Source organism: Streptomyces sp. NBC_00316 (genome assembly GCF_036158715.1).
GTDB lineage: Bacteria > Actinomycetota > Actinomycetes > Streptomycetales > Streptomycetaceae > Streptomyces.
This window is the reverse complement of sequence record NZ_CP108023.1, coordinates 1,709,252-1,725,675: the sequence shown is the minus strand read 5'-3', so window position 1 is coordinate 1,725,675 and position 16,424 is coordinate 1,709,252. Positions and strand designations below refer to the sequence as shown.

The following is a 16,424-nucleotide window of genomic DNA, read 5'->3' as shown; positions in this document are numbered from 1 at the left end:
CGCGCGCGTATGCGAAGAAGCTGAACAACCCTCAGGAAACACCGTCACGGTCGTTGACTTTGCCATGACATATGTCACAGCATGGGCGCGACCCGGTACTTACCGGTCGGTAAGGTGTCCTCGGTGTGGAGGTCTTCGTGTCGCGCGCTGCTCGCAGGTCCCTGTCCCGCACGTCACTCGCCCACGTGGCCGGGGCGGCGCTCGTCGCCCCCCTGGCCCTCACCGGTACGGCACACGCCGGGACCGCATCGGCGGCCTCCGCATACACCGTCACCGCACTGAAGTTCACCGTCGGGGCGGGCAGCCGCTCCTGCACCGTCGACGCCGACCTCTACCGCCCCGCCGGAGCCGACGCCCGGCATCCCGCCCCCGCGGTCCTCGCCACCAACGGCTTCGGCGGCAGCAAGTCGGACGGCTCGACCGACGCCATCGGCAAGGCCTTCGCCGCCCGCGGCTATGTCGGACTCGTCTACTCCGGCCTCGGCTTCGGCAAGTCCGGCTGCCTGATCACGCTCGACGACCCGGCGGTCGACGGCAGGGCCGCCACCGGACTCATCGACTTCCTCGCCGGGACCCGCGCCGCCGACGACGGGACGCGGGCCGACTTCGTCACCAAGGACGGCAAGGGCGACCCGCGTGTCGGCATGATCGGCGGCTCGTACGGCGGCGCCATCCAGCTGGCCACCGCCTCCGTCGACCGCCGCGTCGACGCCCTCGTCCCGCTGATCACCTGGAACGACCTCGCGTACGCACTCGCGCCCGACAACACGGCCACCGGCAAGGGCGTCTCCTCGGACACCCCCGGTGTTTTCAAGTGGCAGTGGACCAACGGCTTCTACCTGCTGGGGGAGGGGCAGACGATCACCGCTCCCGGCCTCGACCCGTCCCGGTTCGGCAGTCTCACCTGTCTGCACTTCGCCACGCAGGCCTGCGACACGATCCGGCTGCTCAACTCCGGCCGCTACCCCGCCGACAAGGCGGCGGCGATGCTCGCGTACGCGCGCAGCGTCTCGCCGGTCTCCTACCTCGGCAAGGTCAAGGCACCCACCCTGCTGGTCCAGGGCCAGACCGACAGCCTGTTCAACCTGAACGAGGCGACCGCCACGTACCGGACGCTCACGTCGCAGGGCACCACCACCAAGATGATCTGGCAGTCCTGGGGCCACAGCGGCGGCCAGGTGCCCGGTGAACTCGACCTGGGTGAAGGCAATCTGGAGACCAGTTACGTCGGACAGCGCGTCCTCGCCTGGTTCGACCGCTACCTCGGACACCACAAGAACACCGACACCGGGCCGGAGTTCGCCTACTACCGTGACTGGACGAGCGGCTACGGCACCGCGGCCGCCGTGCCCGCGCTGTCGCAGAAGATCTACCTCTCCGGTGACGGCAAACTCGTCGACAACCGCTCCAAGGTCGCCCGCGGCAGCCGCCAGTACACCAACCGGCTCGTCCCGACGAGCCATTCGGAGAGCTCGCTGGCCGGCCTCATCGGACTGCCCGACCCCGAACCGTACGACACCAAGGGCACCTACCTCGGCTGGACCAGCGCCCCGCTGACCTCCGCCGTCGATGTCGTCGGCGCGCCGAAGGCCACGCTGAAGGTCGTCTCGCCGAGGACGGAGCGGGTGCAGAACAGCGGTGACGCCGCCGACAAGCTGGTCCTGTTCGCCAAGGTGTACGACGTGGCACCGGACGGCTCCAGGACCCTGGTGAACCGCCTCGTGTCGCCGGTGCGGGTAGCGGACGTCACCCGGTCGTTCACCCTGCAGCTGCCGGGCATCGTGCACCGGTACGCGGCGGGTCACCGGCTCGAATTCGTGATCGCGGCCAGCGACAGCGCGTACGTCGGCAACCGCGGCATCAAGCCGGTCACGGTCGTCAGCGCCCCGGACGACACGGGCGTGCTGGAGCTGCCCGTGGTCGCCGGCCGGGTGAACTGACACCGGCCGGACCGACAGCGGGCCGACCGACGGGGGACAGGCCGTCACCCGTACGGCCGCGCACCACCGCCCCCGGGCGCCGGAATGGAGACATCCTGGTGGCGGGGGCGGCGGAGCACCAGGACCAGGGAAGGGGCCGGACCACATGAGCCCGAAGGATGTGTCGAGCGGCGCCAAGGGCCCCATCGGGGCGTTCTCGCCGCAGCGCATCGTCGTTCTCGTCATCGCGATCCTGTCGCTCGTCCTCATCGTGGAGAACGCCGATGAGGTCACCATCCGTCTGCTGATCCCCCTGGTGACGATGCCGCTCTCGCTGGCGCTGCTGGCGATGTTCGTCGCCGGGATGGTGTGCGGCGGCTACCTCTTCCGACGTCGCCCGAAGTGAGCCCGCCCAAAGCGGTCCGGATGTCCGGGCACGCTCATCCGCGGCGGGGTCCGTACCGCCGTGAACGGGAACCGCCCCGGCCGCACAGAAGTGCAGCCGGGGCGGTTCGGACGCCCTGCCCGGGGGACAGGGCGATGCTGTTCTAGCCGAGGGACGCGATGGCCTCGTTGAACGTTGCCGACGGACGCATGGCGGCCGAGGCCTTGGCGGCGTCCGGGCGGTAGTAGCCGCCGAGGTCGACGGGCGAGCCCTGCACGGCGATGAGCTCGTCGACGATCGTCTGCTCCTGCTCGGTCAGCGTCTTGGCGAGACCGGCGAACGCCTCCGCGAGCTGCGTGTCGTCCGTCTGCTTCGCCAGCTCCTGCGCCCAGTACATCGCCAGGTAGAAGTGGCTGCCGCGGTTGTCGATGCCACCCAGCTTCCGGCTCGGCGACTTGTCCTCGTTGAGGAAGGTGCCCGTGGCGCGGTCGAGGGTGTCGGCGAGGACCTGGGCACGGGCGTTGCCCGTGGTCGTCGCGAGGTGCTCGAAGCTGGCCGCGAGGGCGAAGAACTCGCCGAGGCTGTCCCAGCGCAGGTAGTTCTCCTTGACGAGCTGCTGGACGTGCTTCGGGGCGGAGCCGCCGGCACCCGTCTCGAAGAGACCGCCGCCCGCCATCAGCGGAACGACCGACAGCATCTTCGCGCTGGTGCCGAGCTCCAGGATCGGGAACAGGTCGGTCAGGTAGTCGCGGAGCACGTTGCCGGTGACGGAGATCGTGTCCTCGCCGCGGCGGATGCGCTCCAGGGAGAACGCCGTCGCCTTGACCGGCGACATGATCTCGATCTGCAGACCCTCGGTGTCGTGGTCGGCGAGGTACGTCCGGACCTTCTCGATGAGGACGGCGTCGTGCGCACGGTCCTCGTCGAGCCAGAACACGGCCGGGGCGCCGGTCGCGCGGGCGCGGGTGACGGCGAGCTTGACCCAGTCCTGGATCGGCAGGTCCTTGGCCTGGCAGGCGCGGAAGATGTCGCCCGGGCCGACCTGCTGCTCCAGTACGACGTTGCCCGCCTGGTCGACGAGGCGCACGGTGCCCGCGGCGGGGATCTCGAACGTCTTGTCGTGGCTGCCGTACTCCTCGGCCTTCTGCGCCATGAGGCCGACGTTCGAGACCGAGCCCATGGTGGACGGGTCGTAGGCGCCGTGCGCACGGCAGTCGTCGATGACGACCTGGTACACGCCGGAGTAGCTGCTGTCCGGGAGAACGGCGAGGGTGTCCGCCTCCTTGCCGTCCGGGCCCCACATGTGGCCGGAGGTGCGGATCATGGCCGGCATGGAGGCGTCGACGATGACGTCGCTCGGCACGTGCAGGTTGGTGATGCCCTTGTCGGAGTCGACCATGGCGAGGGCCGGGCCGTCGGCCAGCTCGGCCTCGAAGGACGCCTTGATCGCGGCGCCGTCGGGCAGCGCGTCCAGACCCTTGAGGATGCCCGCGAGGCCGTCGTTCGGAGACAGACCGGCCGCGGCCAGCGTCTCGCCGTACGCGGCGAAGGTCTTCGGGAAGAAGGCGCGGACCACGTGGCCGAAGATGATCGGGTCGGAGACCTTCATCATCGTGGCCTTCAGGTGCACGGAGAACAGCACGCCCTCGGCCTTGGCCCGGGCGATCTGCGCGGTCAGGAACTCGCGCAGCGCGGCGGCGCGCATGACAGACGCGTCCACGACCTCGCCCGCGAGGACCGGTACGGACTCACGCAGGACGGACGTGGTGCCGTCCTCGCCCTCGAGCTCGATGCGCAGGGTGCCCGGCTCGGTGATCACGACGGTCTTCTCGGTGGAGCGGAAGTCGTTGACGCCCATCGTCGCGACGTTCGTCTTCGAGTCGGCCGTCCAGGCGCCCATGCGGTGCGGGTGCGTCTTGGCGTAGTTCTTGACCGAGGCGGGGGCGCGACGGTCGGAGTTGCCCTCGCGCAGGACCGGGTTGACCGCGCTGCCCTTGATCTTGTCGTAGCGCGCGCGGACGTCCTTGTCCTCGTCCGTCTGCGGGTCGTCCGGGTAGTCCGGCAGCGCGTAGCCCTGCTGCTGCAGCTCGGCGATGGCCGCCTTCAGCTGGGGGATCGACGCCGAGACGTTCGGCAGCTTGATGATGTTCGCGCCGGGCGTCTTGGCCAGGGCGCCGAGCTCGGCGAGTGCGTCGTCGATGCGCTGGTTCTCGTCGAGGCGCTCGGGGAAGGTGGCGATGATCCGGCCCGACAGGGAGATGTCGCGGTTCTCCACGGTGACCCCGGCCGTCGAGGCGTACGCCTCGATCACCGGCAGGAACGAATACGTGGCGAGGGCAGGAGCCTCGTCGGTGTGCGTGTAAATGATGGTCGAGTCAGTCACCGGGTGCTCCGCTCCACGTCTGCAACATTGCTTGACATCAAGATATCCCGTGACGGCCGTCCCTTCGACAGGGCCCTGCCCCGACCCGGCGGTGGACTGCGCCGACGGCGGTCGTCGGCGCGCAGGACCGGTGCCGTCAGGCCGGGTGCGGTCAGGACGACGGGGCCGGCGACGGGTCCGCGCCCTTCGCGCCCCGGGCGTGGGGAGGCAGCGCCTGCTGTGCCCAGATGACCTTGCCCTCCGGGGTGTACCGCGTGCCCCAGTGCTCGGCGATCCGGGAGACGAGGAACAGCCCGCGGCCACCCTCGTCCATCGTGGCCGCGTACCGAAGATGGGGTGAGGTGCTGCTGCCGTCGGACACCTCGCAGATCAGGGTGCGGTCACGCAGCAGCCGCACCCGGACCGGCGCCGAGGCGTGCCGGATGGCGTTGGTGATCAGTTCGCTGAGTACCAGCTCCGTGGTGAACGCCAGATCCGACAGGTCCCAGTCGTCGAGTTTCTCGGCGACGGCGGCGCGCAGCTCGCGCACGGCGGCGGGATCGAACGGAACGTCCCATTCGGCGATCTGGTCGGCGGCGAGCGCGCGGGTGCGGGCGATGAGCAGCGCGACGTCGTCCTTGGCCTGGGTGGGAAGCAGCGCGTCGAGCACGGCCCGGCAGTGTTCTTCGGGCGAACGGCCGGGATGGGCCAGGGCCCGGCGGAGCAGCTCCATCCCCACGTCGATGTCCCGGGTGCGGTCCTCGATCAGCCCGTCGGTGTAGAGGACCAGCTGGGTACCCACGGCCAGATCCAGTTCTGCGGTCTTGAACGGCATGCCGCCCAGGCCCAACGGCGGCCCGGCAGGGAGGTCGGGGAACTCCACGCTGCCGTCGGTGTGGACCAGCGCGGGCAGATGATGCCCGGCGCGGGCCATGGTGCAGTGGCGGGATACGGGGTCGTAGATCGCGTACAGGCAGGTGGCGCCCACGACCCCCGCGTCGTCGGTGGCGCTGCCCTCTTCCTTGTCGATGCGGTCGACGAGGTCGTCGAGGTGGACGAGGATCTCATCGGGCGGCAGATCGAGCGTGGAGAAGTTGTGCACCGCGGTGCGCAGCCGGCCCATGGTGGCGGCGGCGTGCAGTCCATGGCCGACCACGTCACCGACGACCAGCGCGACGCGACTGCCCGACAGCGGGATCACGTCGAACCAGTCACCACTGACTCCGGACTGTGCGGGCAGATAGCGGTGGGCGACGTCCAGGGCGTTCTGTTCGGGCAGGGCGCGGGGCAGCAGGCTGCGCTGCAGCATCACGGCCAGGGCATGTTCGCGCGTGTAGCGGCGCGCGTTGTCGATGCTGACGGCCGCCCGGGCGACCAGCTCCTCGGCGAGTGACCTGTCGTCCTCGTCGAACACTCCGGACTCCCGCCGGCGCCAGAAATTGGCCAGGCCCAGCAGCACGCCCCGCGCCTGCAGCGGTGTGGTGAGCAGCGAGTGGATTCCGTACGCGACGACGGCGTCCGTCCGTTCCGGGTCCTGGGCGCGCCACTCGGGTGCGCAGGACAGATCGGGCACCACCACCGACCGGCCGGTGGCGAATCCCCGTGCCTGAGGCGTGGAGGGCAGGAAGGAGATGTGCGCGCCGAGCGGGTAGAGGGGGTGGTCGTCGCGCATACCGCTGACGGCGGTGCGGCACATCTCGTCCGCCGCACCGGTCGGCTCCTCCCCGTGCAGGACGGGCTCGGCGAGGTCCACCGTGACGAAGTCCGCGAACCGTGGGACGGCCATGTCGGCCAGTTCCTCGCTCGTGCGCGTCACGTCCAGGGTGGTGCCGATGTTCACACCCGCGTCGTACAGCAGCCTGAGGCGCGCGTTCGCCGATTCCACCTTGCCCGACAGCGCGAGGAGCTGCGTGGAGTCGCGCATGGTCGCCACCGTTCCCAGGGCGACTCCGTCGTAGTCCGTGAGCTGCTGGTTGACCACCAGCATGTGCTCCCCGGCCGGGTAGACCTCGTCCGTGGCCACGCGGCCGGAGGCAAGCAGTTCCGCGGTGGCCGGGTCGAGGTTCTCCAGTTCCCCGACGGGTCGCCCCTGGGCGTCGGGCGGCAGATCGAGAAGCCGTTCGGCCTCGTCGTTCGCCAGCAGCAGCCGGCCGTCGTTCCCGACGATGAGCACCCCCTCGCGCACGGAGTGCAGCACCGCGTCATGGTGTTCGTACATCCGGGTCATCTGGGCGGGATCGAGCCCGTGGGTCAGCCTGCGCAGCCGTCTGGCCACCAGAGCGGTCCCGCCCGTGGCCAGGGCGAGCGCGACTCCCCCGCTGACAAGGATGACCGTCATCTGACGGTTGAGCGCGTTGGCGACGCTCTCGATCTTGAGGCCGGCAGCCACCAGGCCCACGATCGAGTTGTCGGGTGCGTCGACGGGCACCACGGCCTGTACTTCACGGCCGAGAGGGCCCTGGACGCTCTCGACGTGGATCTTGCCTTCCAGCGAGGGCTGGATGTTGCCGACGAATTTCTTGCCGATCAGACCCGGAATGGGGTGGGTGTAGCGAGTCCCGTGGGTGTCCATCACCACGATGAAGTCGACGCCTGCCAGCTTCCGCGCCGCCTCGGTCAGCGGTTGCAGCACCTTGGAGGGATCGGGAGCTTCCAGTGCCTTAACAATCCCCGGAGAGTGTGCGAATGCCTCCGCCGCGGCCACCGAACGACGTTCGGCCTCCTCCTCGCTGTCGTGCAGCGACTGGAGGACCAGGGCCAGAACCGCGCCCGCCACGAGCAGGACGATGACCACCGCCTGTAGCAGAAATACCTGCCCGGCCACGCTTCGCGGACGCCTGCCGCGCGGTGACCGCGCCGATCCACTGCGGGACCGGTCGGAAGGGTCGACCATGGCGATATTTCTAACACTTTCTGGCTATGCATGCCGTTTTGGGTCATTCATCGCCCGATTGCCATCGACCGGCTCGGTACCGGCCCCGGCTCCGCACACGGCAAGCTGGGAGGCACACTCCTTTATGGCGACGACGAGGTGTACCTCTGGCGTCTTTTTCCCATCGTGCGCCACCGCACAGGACCGCGCCCGTTGGGCCGGGGCGCCGTGCTGCCGTCGGCGACGGCAGCCGTCACCGCGTGGCGGCGCGGGCCTGCGCGAGCGACTTCCCGAAGGCCGGTGCCTCCCGCGCCGGACGGGAGGGACCGGTGCGGGTGCCTGATGCGGTGTCACGCCGGGGCGGACGCTCACCGGCCGGCGCCCTTCGCCCGGTGCGCAGGTCGTACGCCGCGGCACCGCGCCCGCCGAAGGGCCCGCCATGGGGTGACGGGCCCTCGTCATACGGGGGAGCTCAGTTCCTGCGCAGCTGGTAGGCGTGGATGACGGTCTGCTCGACCTGGTTGCCTCTCGCGTCGGTGGCCGTGGCGCGCAGGGACACATAGCCGGCCCGGCGGGGGTGGTGGACGAGGGCCGACCAGTGGCCTGCGTGGTCGTGCCGGACTCCGGTCGGCTGCCAGGTCGCGCCGTCGTCGTACGACGCCTCGACGGTCAGCGTGTCGACCGGAATGTCCGGCGAGCCGGCCTGCCGCTGGATGCGGACGGGCAGGCGGAGCGTGCTGCCGGGCCGGGCGGCGTCGTCCCGGCCCAGGTCGGCCGGGTAGCGCACCACCATCACCGGCAGTGCGGTCTTCTGGTCCACCGCGGCGGAACGGAAGGTGAAGGCCACGCTGGCCGTGGTTCCGAGGTCGCCGTGGCTGCGCGTGCCGCGCTGCTCGAGGCGGTGTAGGCGATGGTCGCGCTCGTCTCGTGGACCTCGCGGTCGCTCAGGGCCCCGGCGGTTGCCGTACTACTTGGTGCGGCGCACCGTAGCGCGCGCCCGGTGGACCAGGGCCGACCATCCGCACTCGCGGCCGGGCCCGCACCGTCACGACGGTGCGGGCCCGGCCCGCTTCCCCCGAGCCCGTCAGGCTCTGTGCGCGGTCACCGTCAGACGCCCGGTGGCGGTGAGCAGATCGTCCAGCTGGAGCGCGTCGGCGGTCACGAGCCCCGCCGACACCCTCTGCTGCGGGAAGCGGTCGTGCAGCCACTGTCCGAGCCCGGACGCGTCGAGCGGCCCGGCGGGCACCTCCTCGTCCCGCCCACCCGAGACGCTCCATCGGGCCGGAGCGCCGAACACGGCCCGCTCCAGCCGCTCCAGCCACTTGATGAGAGCCCGCCGCCGACCCGCGTACGCGGTGGCGTGCACGGCGGGATCAAGCAAGGGACGTGCCCAGATGGCGAGTTCGGTCGCCGCGCCCTCGGCCTGGAGTTCGGGCGTGCGCCTGCGTGCGATGCTCAGCCGCGCACTGCCGTACGCGATCCGCACCACCCGCACCCGACTGCCCGAGCCCACCACTCCGGACCCGGCCCATATCCCGAGCCCGGTGAACGGCGATCCGTCCGGCACGCCTCCCGGACTCCAGGCCCGCTCCAACGCGGCGAGAAACCCGGCGAGTTCGTGCACATTGCCGACGGCTGTCTCATCCACGACCCGCGGATCGCGGATCAGCGCGGTGTCGCCCGCGAGCCGCCCGGCGGTCGAGAGCAGGGAGACCACCGAGGTGGGGTCCCCGAGCCGGCCCAGCCGCGACTCCAGGGTGTCCAGACACACCCAGATGCCGTCGGGCCGGCCGAGCAGCCCGCCGGCGAGCGGCCGCGCGAAGGGCGCTTCCGATCCGCCGCGCGCAGGGACCGGCTCGGGGAGCAGGGGTGACAACTGGGTGAGCCATGCGTCGAGTTCCGCGCAGCTTCGTACGGGTGCTCCCAGCTGGACGCTGCCGCCCGGCTCGGCCTGCGCCCGCAGCAGCGGCGGGCCCGGCGCGCCCACGGGAACGGGCATGATCTCCACGGTCGGCGACGACAGCTCGGGGCCGCGCGTCGTGGAGACGTACAGTGCTGCCACCCCGGCATCGCGGAACACGTGCGCGAGTCCGGTGGCATCGAGTCCGGCGTGCAGCTCCCTGCCGTAGGGCCGGTCGGGCCACTGCACATCCCCGACGACCCGGAATCCGCCGTCACCGACGAGACACCTGTGCACCCACTCGATCCACGCGTCGAGCGGCTGCTCGCCGTCCCGCCAGACCAGCCCTCCGCCGCCGCCCATGACCGCCCTCCCCGTATCGGATCCCGGCCACTCGCCGGTCGCCGTGGACAGGGTGACCGTGGCCCTGTGGGTGGCGCAAGTGGTGCCCGGGTGAGAGCTGCAGACACGGATGCGCACGGCGCCCCGGATGTCCGTGCGCATCCGGGGTGCCGTACGGCATCGCAGTCCTTGCCGGAGCTGCGCCGCCGCCCGGACGGAGAGTCGAGACCGGCTCTGTACACGGCTGGGGAACATGTGAGGCCCGGACGGCGGTGCTGCATCGCGGTCGTCCCCTTCGCCGGCGTCAGGCCGACGAAGAGGCCCCGACGGCCTGCCGGGCTCGGGTGTTGTGCTGCTCGGCCCAGGCCTGGAGTGTCGTCATGCAGGCGTGATCCAGGTGCCGAAGCCCGGCCAGATCCAGCTCGACAGTACGTTCCTTCGGGACATTCGCGAGCGCGTCCAGAATCCGGGGCAGCCGCAGGAAGGTGGCGTTGCCCTGGAGCCGGACCCGGATCGGGCCTGCCGCACGGTCGATGCTGTCGATGTGCACGTGAGAGGTGGCCCAGGCCGTCTTGACGATCGCGAGCAGCAGCCCGATCAGCACACCCTCGAACATATTGGTCAGCACGATCCCTCCGGCGGTGACGGCCAGCACGACGGCCTCACCGCGGTGCTCGCGCCACAGCGGGCCCAGTTCGCCCACGGGCAGCAGTTTCCAGCCCGCGTACACGAGGATGCCCGCGAGTGAGGCACTGGGGATGACGCCGAGAGTCGCGGGCAGGAGCGCGGCGAACAGCAGCAGCCATGCACCGTGCAGCACGCGGGATGCCTTGGTGCGCGCCCCCGCCTGGACGTTGGCCGCACTGCGTACGATCACCGCGGTCATCGGGAGTGCCCCGAGCAGCCCGCAGACGGTGTTTCCGGCTCCCTGGGCCATGAGCTCCTTGTCATAGTGGGTGCGGGGCCCGTCGTGCAGGCGGTCCACGGCTGCCGCGCTGAACAGGCTTTCGGCGGAGGCGATGAGGGTGAACGCCACGATCGTGCTGAGAACCCCGAACTCGGCCAGGCGACCGAAGGCGTCGGCGCCCGGGGGCTGGACCGAGTCGAGCAGACCCTGCACCTGGACCCGGGCGACCGGCAGGTCGAAAGCCGCTGCAGCGGCGGCAGCCATCCCCACCGCCGCGAGCGGCCCGGGGACGAGCTGTGCCTTGGCCGGCAGTCGTTTCCAGAGCACCACGACGGCGATGGTTCCCGCCCCGATGCCCAGGGCGGTCACGGCTGTGGGTGATCCCAGTGACCGGGCGGCCATGCCGGGCAGCCCGGCGAGATTCGCCGCGCTCGTGCCGGGGGCTTTCGCGTCGGTCAGGGCGTAGAGCTGCCCGACGATCAGTACCAGCCCGATGCCCGCCAGCATGCCGTGGATGACGGCGGGCGAGATCGCGCGGAACCAGCGTCCCCACTTCAGCAAACCCATGAGGAGCTGGAGCAGTCCGGCGGCGAGGACCAGTACGCCGAGGACGGGCAGACCGAATTCCGTCACGGCGGTGTGGACGAGGACGGTCAGGCCGGCGGCCGGCCCGCTGACCTGGAGGCTGCTGCCGGGCAGCAGGCCGGTGAGGAGTCCGCCCACGATGCCGGTGAGCAGGCCGAGTTCGGCCGGGACGCCTGAGGCGACGGCAACGCCCACGCACAACGGCAGGGCGACGAGAAACACGACGAGGGAAGCAGTCAGATCGGTACGCAGAGCGCGCTTGAGCGGTGTGGAGATGGCGGGCATGGCGTTCTTTCGTCGGAGGGGAAGGAACGTCGCGTTGTCGCGACCGGACGGTGCGGCGGGTTGCCGTCATCCGGGCGGTTCACGGGGGCCGGAAGCCGCTGCTTCCGGCGCGGTCGGCCGGGCCTTCGCCGGTGCTGACGGTGCAGTACCGGACGTGCAGGCACAGCCGCCCGGATGTCAGGCGCCGGGGGACCCGCGGGGTGGCTGCGCCGGTCGTCGAGCCGGGTCGGCAGGTGCCGCCGGACGACGGGGGTCCGGTCGTCTCCCGGCGGACAGGTCTGCCACGGTGCCTCGCCGGCTCTCGGATGCCGAAGAAACCCGATGTCCGGTGCGGCCACGCACGAGGGCGTCAGCGGAACATGGCGGCGAGCCGACGCAGGGCGCCCGAGACGGGGCGCGCCGGCCGACGATGCTCCGCAACCCGAGGGCCGGTGAGCGCATCCTGTACGGGAGGTTCCTCCTCTGCGACGGATCGGTCGGCCGAGGAGGACACGACGCTCACGGGTGTGCGTGTCTGCGCGCGTCCGGAGCGAGTGGCTTCGGCCTGTACCAGTGCGCCGACAGCGGCATAGACGTCGATGGGCATGGCGGATCCCTTGCGGTGCTGGTCCGGAATGAGCGGTGGCAGCGGACCGCCCGTCACCCGTCAGCCCCCGGTCGGAGAGCCGCGCGGGCGGGGCGGTCGGGGTCCGTCAGCAGCGCAGGACGCCGGCCTGCGACGGCCGTGCGTCAGAAACGAGCGAGGAGCCGGCGAAGGCGGGGGCGTTTCCCCGGCCCGCGGGTGTGTCGCCGGTCGGGGCGCCGACGACGGCCTTCGCCGGGTGTGCTGCCGCCGAGTGGGACCGCGGTGTGTAGGCCGCGGCGGCGCAACCGGACGCGGCGCCGCCGTCCGGGAGTTCACCACCCTCACCTGAGGCGGCCCCGGCGCACGTCACCGGACAGTTTTCGTCCACGCCGGGTGAATGAGCCGTGGATGCGGCGATGCCGCGGCGGCAGTCGTCTGCGTCAGTTGCCGGCATGTGGATCGGGCCGGGTGTGAACATCGAGTGCACGAAGGCCAGCAGGACGATGAGCACCACGGCGCGCAGACCACCGCATGGTGCGGTGTGCGCGCTGCCGATGGTGTGCCTCATGTGGATCTCCATTGCTCCCCGTCAGGAAACCCCTGCGAGGCGGAGAACAGCACGCCGAAGTCCACCAATGGGAAGGACATTCGCCCGACCGGGCGTACGGGGTCACCGCTTCCCCGGCCCGCACGCGCGGCATCGTCCGCGCCGGCAACGCCCTCGGCAGGGGTGAGGACGGCGACGCCACCGCGATGGTCCTGGCCACGTCGGTCGTCACCATCGCCGCATTCCGATGGCTATGCCCGCAGTGACGCCCACCAGGCCGCCGCCTATCGACGAGCCTTTCGCACCTGCGGGCCGGTGGCTTCCCTCGAACAGCAGGTCGCACTGCGCGCTCCGCCCTCTTGTTTCACATGAGGCAGACGTCCGGAAGCAGCGGGAGATGGAGGTCGATGAGTCCGTCACACTGCTCCGGCTTCTGCGGCGCTGTCGGCTTCGGTGTGGGAGGCGGCGGCGTCGTGGTCGGGGACGCGCTCGGGCCGGGTGCGGTGGTCTCGGGCGGGCCGGGCGCAGTTGTGCTGCCCGTGGCCGTGGTGCCTTCGGTGGGCTCGGCCGGGCCGCCGTCGCCGGAGGCGGGCGTGCTGCTGGTCCCGGGTGTGGGCTCGCCCTCGGTGGGGGCCACCGATCCGGGGCCGGAGAACGTGCGCGTGTCGCTGTCGTCATGGGTGACGGCCGCGTCGTCCCCGTCCTCGGCGGGGCTGTGCTCCGCGTCGCGATCGTGCCCCTTCCCGTCCTGCCCGGCGTCCGGGACGGAGCCCGAGGCAGTGGTGGGCGGCGCGGCGGTGGCGGTTCGGGGTGTGCCTCCGCCCGACGTCAGGACGAGCGCGCCGGCGACGGCGACGGTGGCGGCGGTCACCGTGATGGTGGCCGCGCGATGCCCCTGCCAGACGGACTGGGCTCGGTCACCGGAGGGGACGCTCAGCTGGGTGGTGGTCTCTCGATATCTCTGATGCACCCAGTGGAGGAGGAATACCGCCAGGGCGATGGCCCCCAGGATTCCGGCCAGTGCAACATCTGACACAGCTGCTCCCAAGACACTGGATGGTGACCTTGGGTACATGATTGTTCGCCCATGGTGACTTTTCCGGTCATGTTCGAATCCGTGACATCACCGTGACATGGGGTCACCTGGTTCTACGGCGGTCGCTGCGGCGACGTCGGTGTCGAGTGCGGATCGCAGCCACGCATGGGCGGCCCCGAGGGTGGGGTCGGATGAGCCGGACAGCTCGCCGGTCAGCTCCCAGTACCGGTCGACCAGCGGATCGGCGGCCCGCGTCAGCAGCCCGCTGAGCCTGCGGCGGAACCCGGGGCCGTCCCGCAGGCCGCGCGATTCGGCGTGGGCCGCGACGAAGCGGTCGAGCGCCTGCCCCCGGGCCGGCGTCCGGTTCGCCTTCAGATCGGGGGCGGCCAGGACGTACGCGTCGAAGAGGCCGTCGTACAGCACGTCGGGGCGGTGGACCACGTCGGTACGGTTGCCCGCCGGACGGCGTGGATCGCCGGCCGGGCAGGGCGCGGTGGCGATGGCGTGCAGCCGGGCGAAGCTCAGCACCTGGGCGGGCGTCGGATCCGCCGGCGGCTGCGGAACCGCGTACTCGAGGATCGAGGAGACCAGTCGGGGTGACAGCCGGAAGGGCAGCGCGCCCCGCCAGAAGCGGGCCATGGGCGCCGTACTGGGTGGGGTGGACACCGCGCCGACCAGTCGCAGGCGCTCGGCCCGCTTCCCGGCCGGGCACTCGCGGACGAGCTGCAGGGCGGCCTCCCGCCATCTCAAGGCGGTCAGTTGCGAGCCGAGCCTGCGCAACTGACCGTCGATGGCGCTCTCCAGTGCGTCCGGCATCCCTTCAGGGTGGTCGAGCACCCGGCCCACCTCCGGCACCGGCAGATCGAGGGTGCGCAGCGAGCGGATCAGCCGCAGCCTCTCCAGCGCCTCGGGCCCGTAACGCCGGTGGCCGCCGGAACTGCGGGAAGCCTCGGGGAGCAGGCCCCGGTCGGAGTAGAAGCGGACGGTCTTCACGGTGACGCCCGCCCGCTCGGCCAGCTCGCCGATGCTCAACGCGCCGTCGGAAAACACCACTTGAACCTCCCTCAGGGGGAGTTCCTACCGTACCCGTGAGCGCGGACGACCCATACGGCAGACCGCGCGGACCGATCCGAGCAAGGAGGCGATCATGACGGTGTTCGTACTGGTCTCCGGCCCTTTCACCGGGGGCTGGATCTGGCGGGAGACGGCCCAGCGGCTTCGTGAATCGGGGGCGGAAGTGCATCCGCTGACCCTCACCGGTCTGGGGGAGCGTCACCATCCGGCCGAACCGGCAACCGACTTGGAGAAGCACATCGAGGACGTGGTGCAGCTGATCGACCACCTCGACGTGCCGGAGCTGGTGATGGTCGCCCACGACTACGCCATCCACCCGGTACTGGCCGCCGCCGACCGACGACCGAAGCAGATCGGCCGGATCGTCCATCTCGACGCCGGTCTGCCGCAGGACGGTGACCCAGCCCTTGCTCTCGTCCCGGACCAGGAGGTCCGTGAGCGGCTGCTGCGCCCGGACGGGCCGGCCGAGCACGACTGGAGCATTCCCGTACCCCGCCCGGACGAGTGGCAGCGCTGGGGCAGCACGGCCGGCCTCTCGGAGGAGGCGCTGGCCCGGCTGTCCCGCGACGCCGCACCGCATCCGTCCGGCACCCTCGTACAGCCGCTGCGACTGACGGGGGCGCTCGCCGGACTGCCCAGCACCGGCATCTTCTGCACCGTGCCGGGGGAGTCCGGGACGGATTCCCCGGGCGGGATGACCATCGCCACGGTCGAGGCCTTGGTGCGGACCGGGCTGCCGCAGTTCAGGACGTTCGCCGATCCCGCGGTCACGTTCTTCGAACTCGCCACCGGGCACTGGCCCATGCTCTCAGCCCCCGCCGAACTGACCGCCGTCCTGTTGCAGGCGGCCGCAGGCGAGGGGCACCGCATCACCGCGAGCCACGACGAACAGCCCCTGTATCTGAAGCCCTTCGTGCTGGACGTCCCCGAACGGCCGCACGAGCGCACAGGCGCGGTCGACCTCTTCCTGCCGGACGCGGACGGGCCGCGGCCCGCCGTCGTGTTCGTCCACGGCGGCCCCGTCCCCGCCGAGGTGCGACCCACTCCGCGGGACTGGCCGCTCTACACCGGCCACGCCCGGTACGCGGCGAGCAGCGGCGTCGTCGGTGTGACCGTCGACCACGGCCTGCACGCCCTCACCGACTACGCGCGAGCCGCCGAGGACATCGCCACGACCGTCGAGCTCGTCCGGGCGGACCCGCGGGTGGACGCCGACCGCATCGCCCTGTGGTTCTTCTCCGCCGGTGGGCTGCTTGCCGCCGACTGGCTCGCCGCGCCGCCGCCGTGGCTGCGCTGTGTCGCCGCGAGCTATCCGGTCCTCGCGCCGCTCCCCGGCTGGAGCCCCGTGGACGCGCGGTTCCGCCCCGTCACCGCCGTCCGGGCGGCCGGGGAGCTGCCGATCGTTCTCAGCCGGGCCGGCCTGGAACTGGCCGAAATCGCGGCCACCGTGGCGGATTTCCTGGCCGCCGCCGAGGACGTCGGCGCCCGGATCGAGACCGTCGACGTCCCCTCCGGTCGCCACGGCTTCGACGCGGCCGACCACACCGACGACTCCCGCCATGCCGTGGCCGAGGCCCACCGCGCGGTCCTGGCCCACCTCCAGGCCTGACCGCCGCCGAGGGGCGCGAGCACGATTCGTCCGGTG

Annotated in this window: 12 protein-coding genes; 4 read left to right on the top strand and 8 right to left on the bottom strand. The window is 71.3% G+C overall.

Features of this window, described 5'->3' with window-relative positions; genetic code table 11:
- Positions 1 to 125: 125 nt before the first annotated feature.
- Both OG878_RS07590 and OG878_RS07585 read left to right on the top strand, forming a co-directional pair.
- Complete coding sequence (locus OG878_RS07590) at positions 126 to 1,940, top strand: CocE/NonD family hydrolase (RefSeq protein WP_328886063.1); 1,815 nt, start codon at positions 126 to 128, stop codon at positions 1,938 to 1,940.
- A 145-nt stretch (positions 1,941 to 2,085) separates the two neighbouring features.
- Entirely contained in the window at positions 2,086 to 2,325 is a 240-nt protein-coding gene (locus tag OG878_RS07585) for a LapA family protein (RefSeq protein ID WP_328886062.1), read from the top strand.
- 142 nt (positions 2,326 to 2,467) lie between these two features.
- Here the strand turns inward: OG878_RS07585 and OG878_RS07580 are convergent, their stop codons facing one another.
- From OG878_RS07580 to OG878_RS07555, 6 genes are all read right to left on the bottom strand, one after another.
- Positions 2,468 to 4,687 (bottom strand): NADP-dependent isocitrate dehydrogenase, encoded by a 2,220-nt coding sequence (locus OG878_RS07580; protein ID WP_328886061.1) that lies wholly within the window; start codon positions 4,685 to 4,687, stop codon positions 2,468 to 2,470.
- 151 nt (positions 4,688 to 4,838) lie between these two features.
- The gene (locus OG878_RS07575; protein ID WP_328886060.1) at positions 4,839 to 7,559 is read right to left on the bottom strand and encodes a SpoIIE family protein phosphatase; all 2,721 of its coding nucleotides are present in this window, start codon (positions 7,557 to 7,559) and stop codon (positions 4,839 to 4,841) included.
- A gap of 451 nt (positions 7,560 to 8,010) precedes the next feature.
- A complete protein-coding gene (locus tag OG878_RS07570) occupies positions 8,011 to 8,385 on the bottom strand; it encodes a hypothetical protein (protein WP_328886059.1) in 375 nt (124 codons plus the stop codon).
- 237 nt (positions 8,386 to 8,622) lie between these two features.
- On the bottom strand, positions 8,623 to 9,801 hold the full coding sequence (locus tag OG878_RS07565; protein ID WP_328886058.1) for a hypothetical protein: 1,179 nt from the start codon (positions 9,799 to 9,801) through the stop codon (positions 8,623 to 8,625).
- A gap of 283 nt (positions 9,802 to 10,084) precedes the next feature.
- Positions 10,085 to 11,557, bottom strand: coding sequence for a SulP family inorganic anion transporter (locus OG878_RS07560; protein WP_328886057.1), 1,473 nt, complete (start codon positions 11,555 to 11,557; stop codon positions 10,085 to 10,087).
- A 692-nt stretch (positions 11,558 to 12,249) separates the two neighbouring features.
- The gene (locus OG878_RS07555) at positions 12,250 to 12,690 is read right to left on the bottom strand and encodes a hypothetical protein (protein WP_328886056.1); all 441 of its coding nucleotides are present in this window, start codon (positions 12,688 to 12,690) and stop codon (positions 12,250 to 12,252) included.
- Positions 12,691 to 12,701: 11 nt separating this feature from the next.
- On the opposite strand from OG878_RS07555, the gene OG878_RS07550 reads away from it, so the two are divergent.
- Positions 12,702 to 12,935 carry a hypothetical protein gene (locus OG878_RS07550; protein ID WP_328886055.1) on the top strand — a complete coding sequence of 78 codons (234 nt, stop codon included), beginning with the start codon at positions 12,702 to 12,704 and terminating at the stop codon, positions 12,933 to 12,935.
- 98 nt (positions 12,936 to 13,033) lie between these two features.
- Here the strand turns inward: OG878_RS07550 and OG878_RS07545 are convergent, their stop codons facing one another.
- On the bottom strand, positions 13,034 to 13,705 hold the full coding sequence (locus tag OG878_RS07545) for a hypothetical protein (protein ID WP_328886054.1): 672 nt from the start codon (positions 13,703 to 13,705) through the stop codon (positions 13,034 to 13,036).
- A gap of 87 nt (positions 13,706 to 13,792) precedes the next feature.
- Positions 13,793 to 14,758: a helix-turn-helix domain-containing protein gene (locus OG878_RS07540; protein WP_443049071.1), complete on the bottom strand. Its 966-nt coding sequence runs from the start codon at positions 14,756 to 14,758 to the stop codon at positions 13,793 to 13,795.
- A 94-nt stretch (positions 14,759 to 14,852) separates the two neighbouring features.
- Between OG878_RS07540 and OG878_RS07535 the strand changes: the two genes are divergently transcribed.
- Positions 14,853 to 16,388, top strand: coding sequence for an alpha/beta fold hydrolase (locus OG878_RS07535; RefSeq protein WP_328886053.1), 1,536 nt, complete (start codon positions 14,853 to 14,855; stop codon positions 16,386 to 16,388).
- Positions 16,389 to 16,424 lie beyond the last annotated feature (36 nt).

Excerpts from the sequence above, each read along its gene's own strand:
- OG878_RS07555 (WP_328886056.1), bottom strand. The coding sequence starts at position 12,690 with ATGAGGCACACCATCGGCAGCGCGCACACCGCACCATGCGGTGGTCTG.
- OG878_RS07585 (WP_328886062.1), top strand. The coding sequence starts at position 2,086 with ATGAGCCCGAAGGATGTGTCGAGCGGCGCCAAGGGCCCCATCGGGGCG.
- OG878_RS07575 (WP_328886060.1), bottom strand. The coding sequence starts at position 7,559 with ATGGTCGACCCTTCCGACCGGTCCCGCAGTGGATCGGCGCGGTCACCG.
- OG878_RS07565 (WP_328886058.1), bottom strand. The coding sequence starts at position 9,801 with ATGGGCGGCGGCGGAGGGCTGGTCTGGCGGGACGGCGAGCAGCCGCTC.
- OG878_RS07535 (WP_328886053.1), top strand. The coding sequence starts at position 14,853 with ATGACGGTGTTCGTACTGGTCTCCGGCCCTTTCACCGGGGGCTGGATC.
- OG878_RS07560 (WP_328886057.1), bottom strand. The coding sequence starts at position 11,557 with ATGCCCGCCATCTCCACACCGCTCAAGCGCGCTCTGCGTACCGATCTG.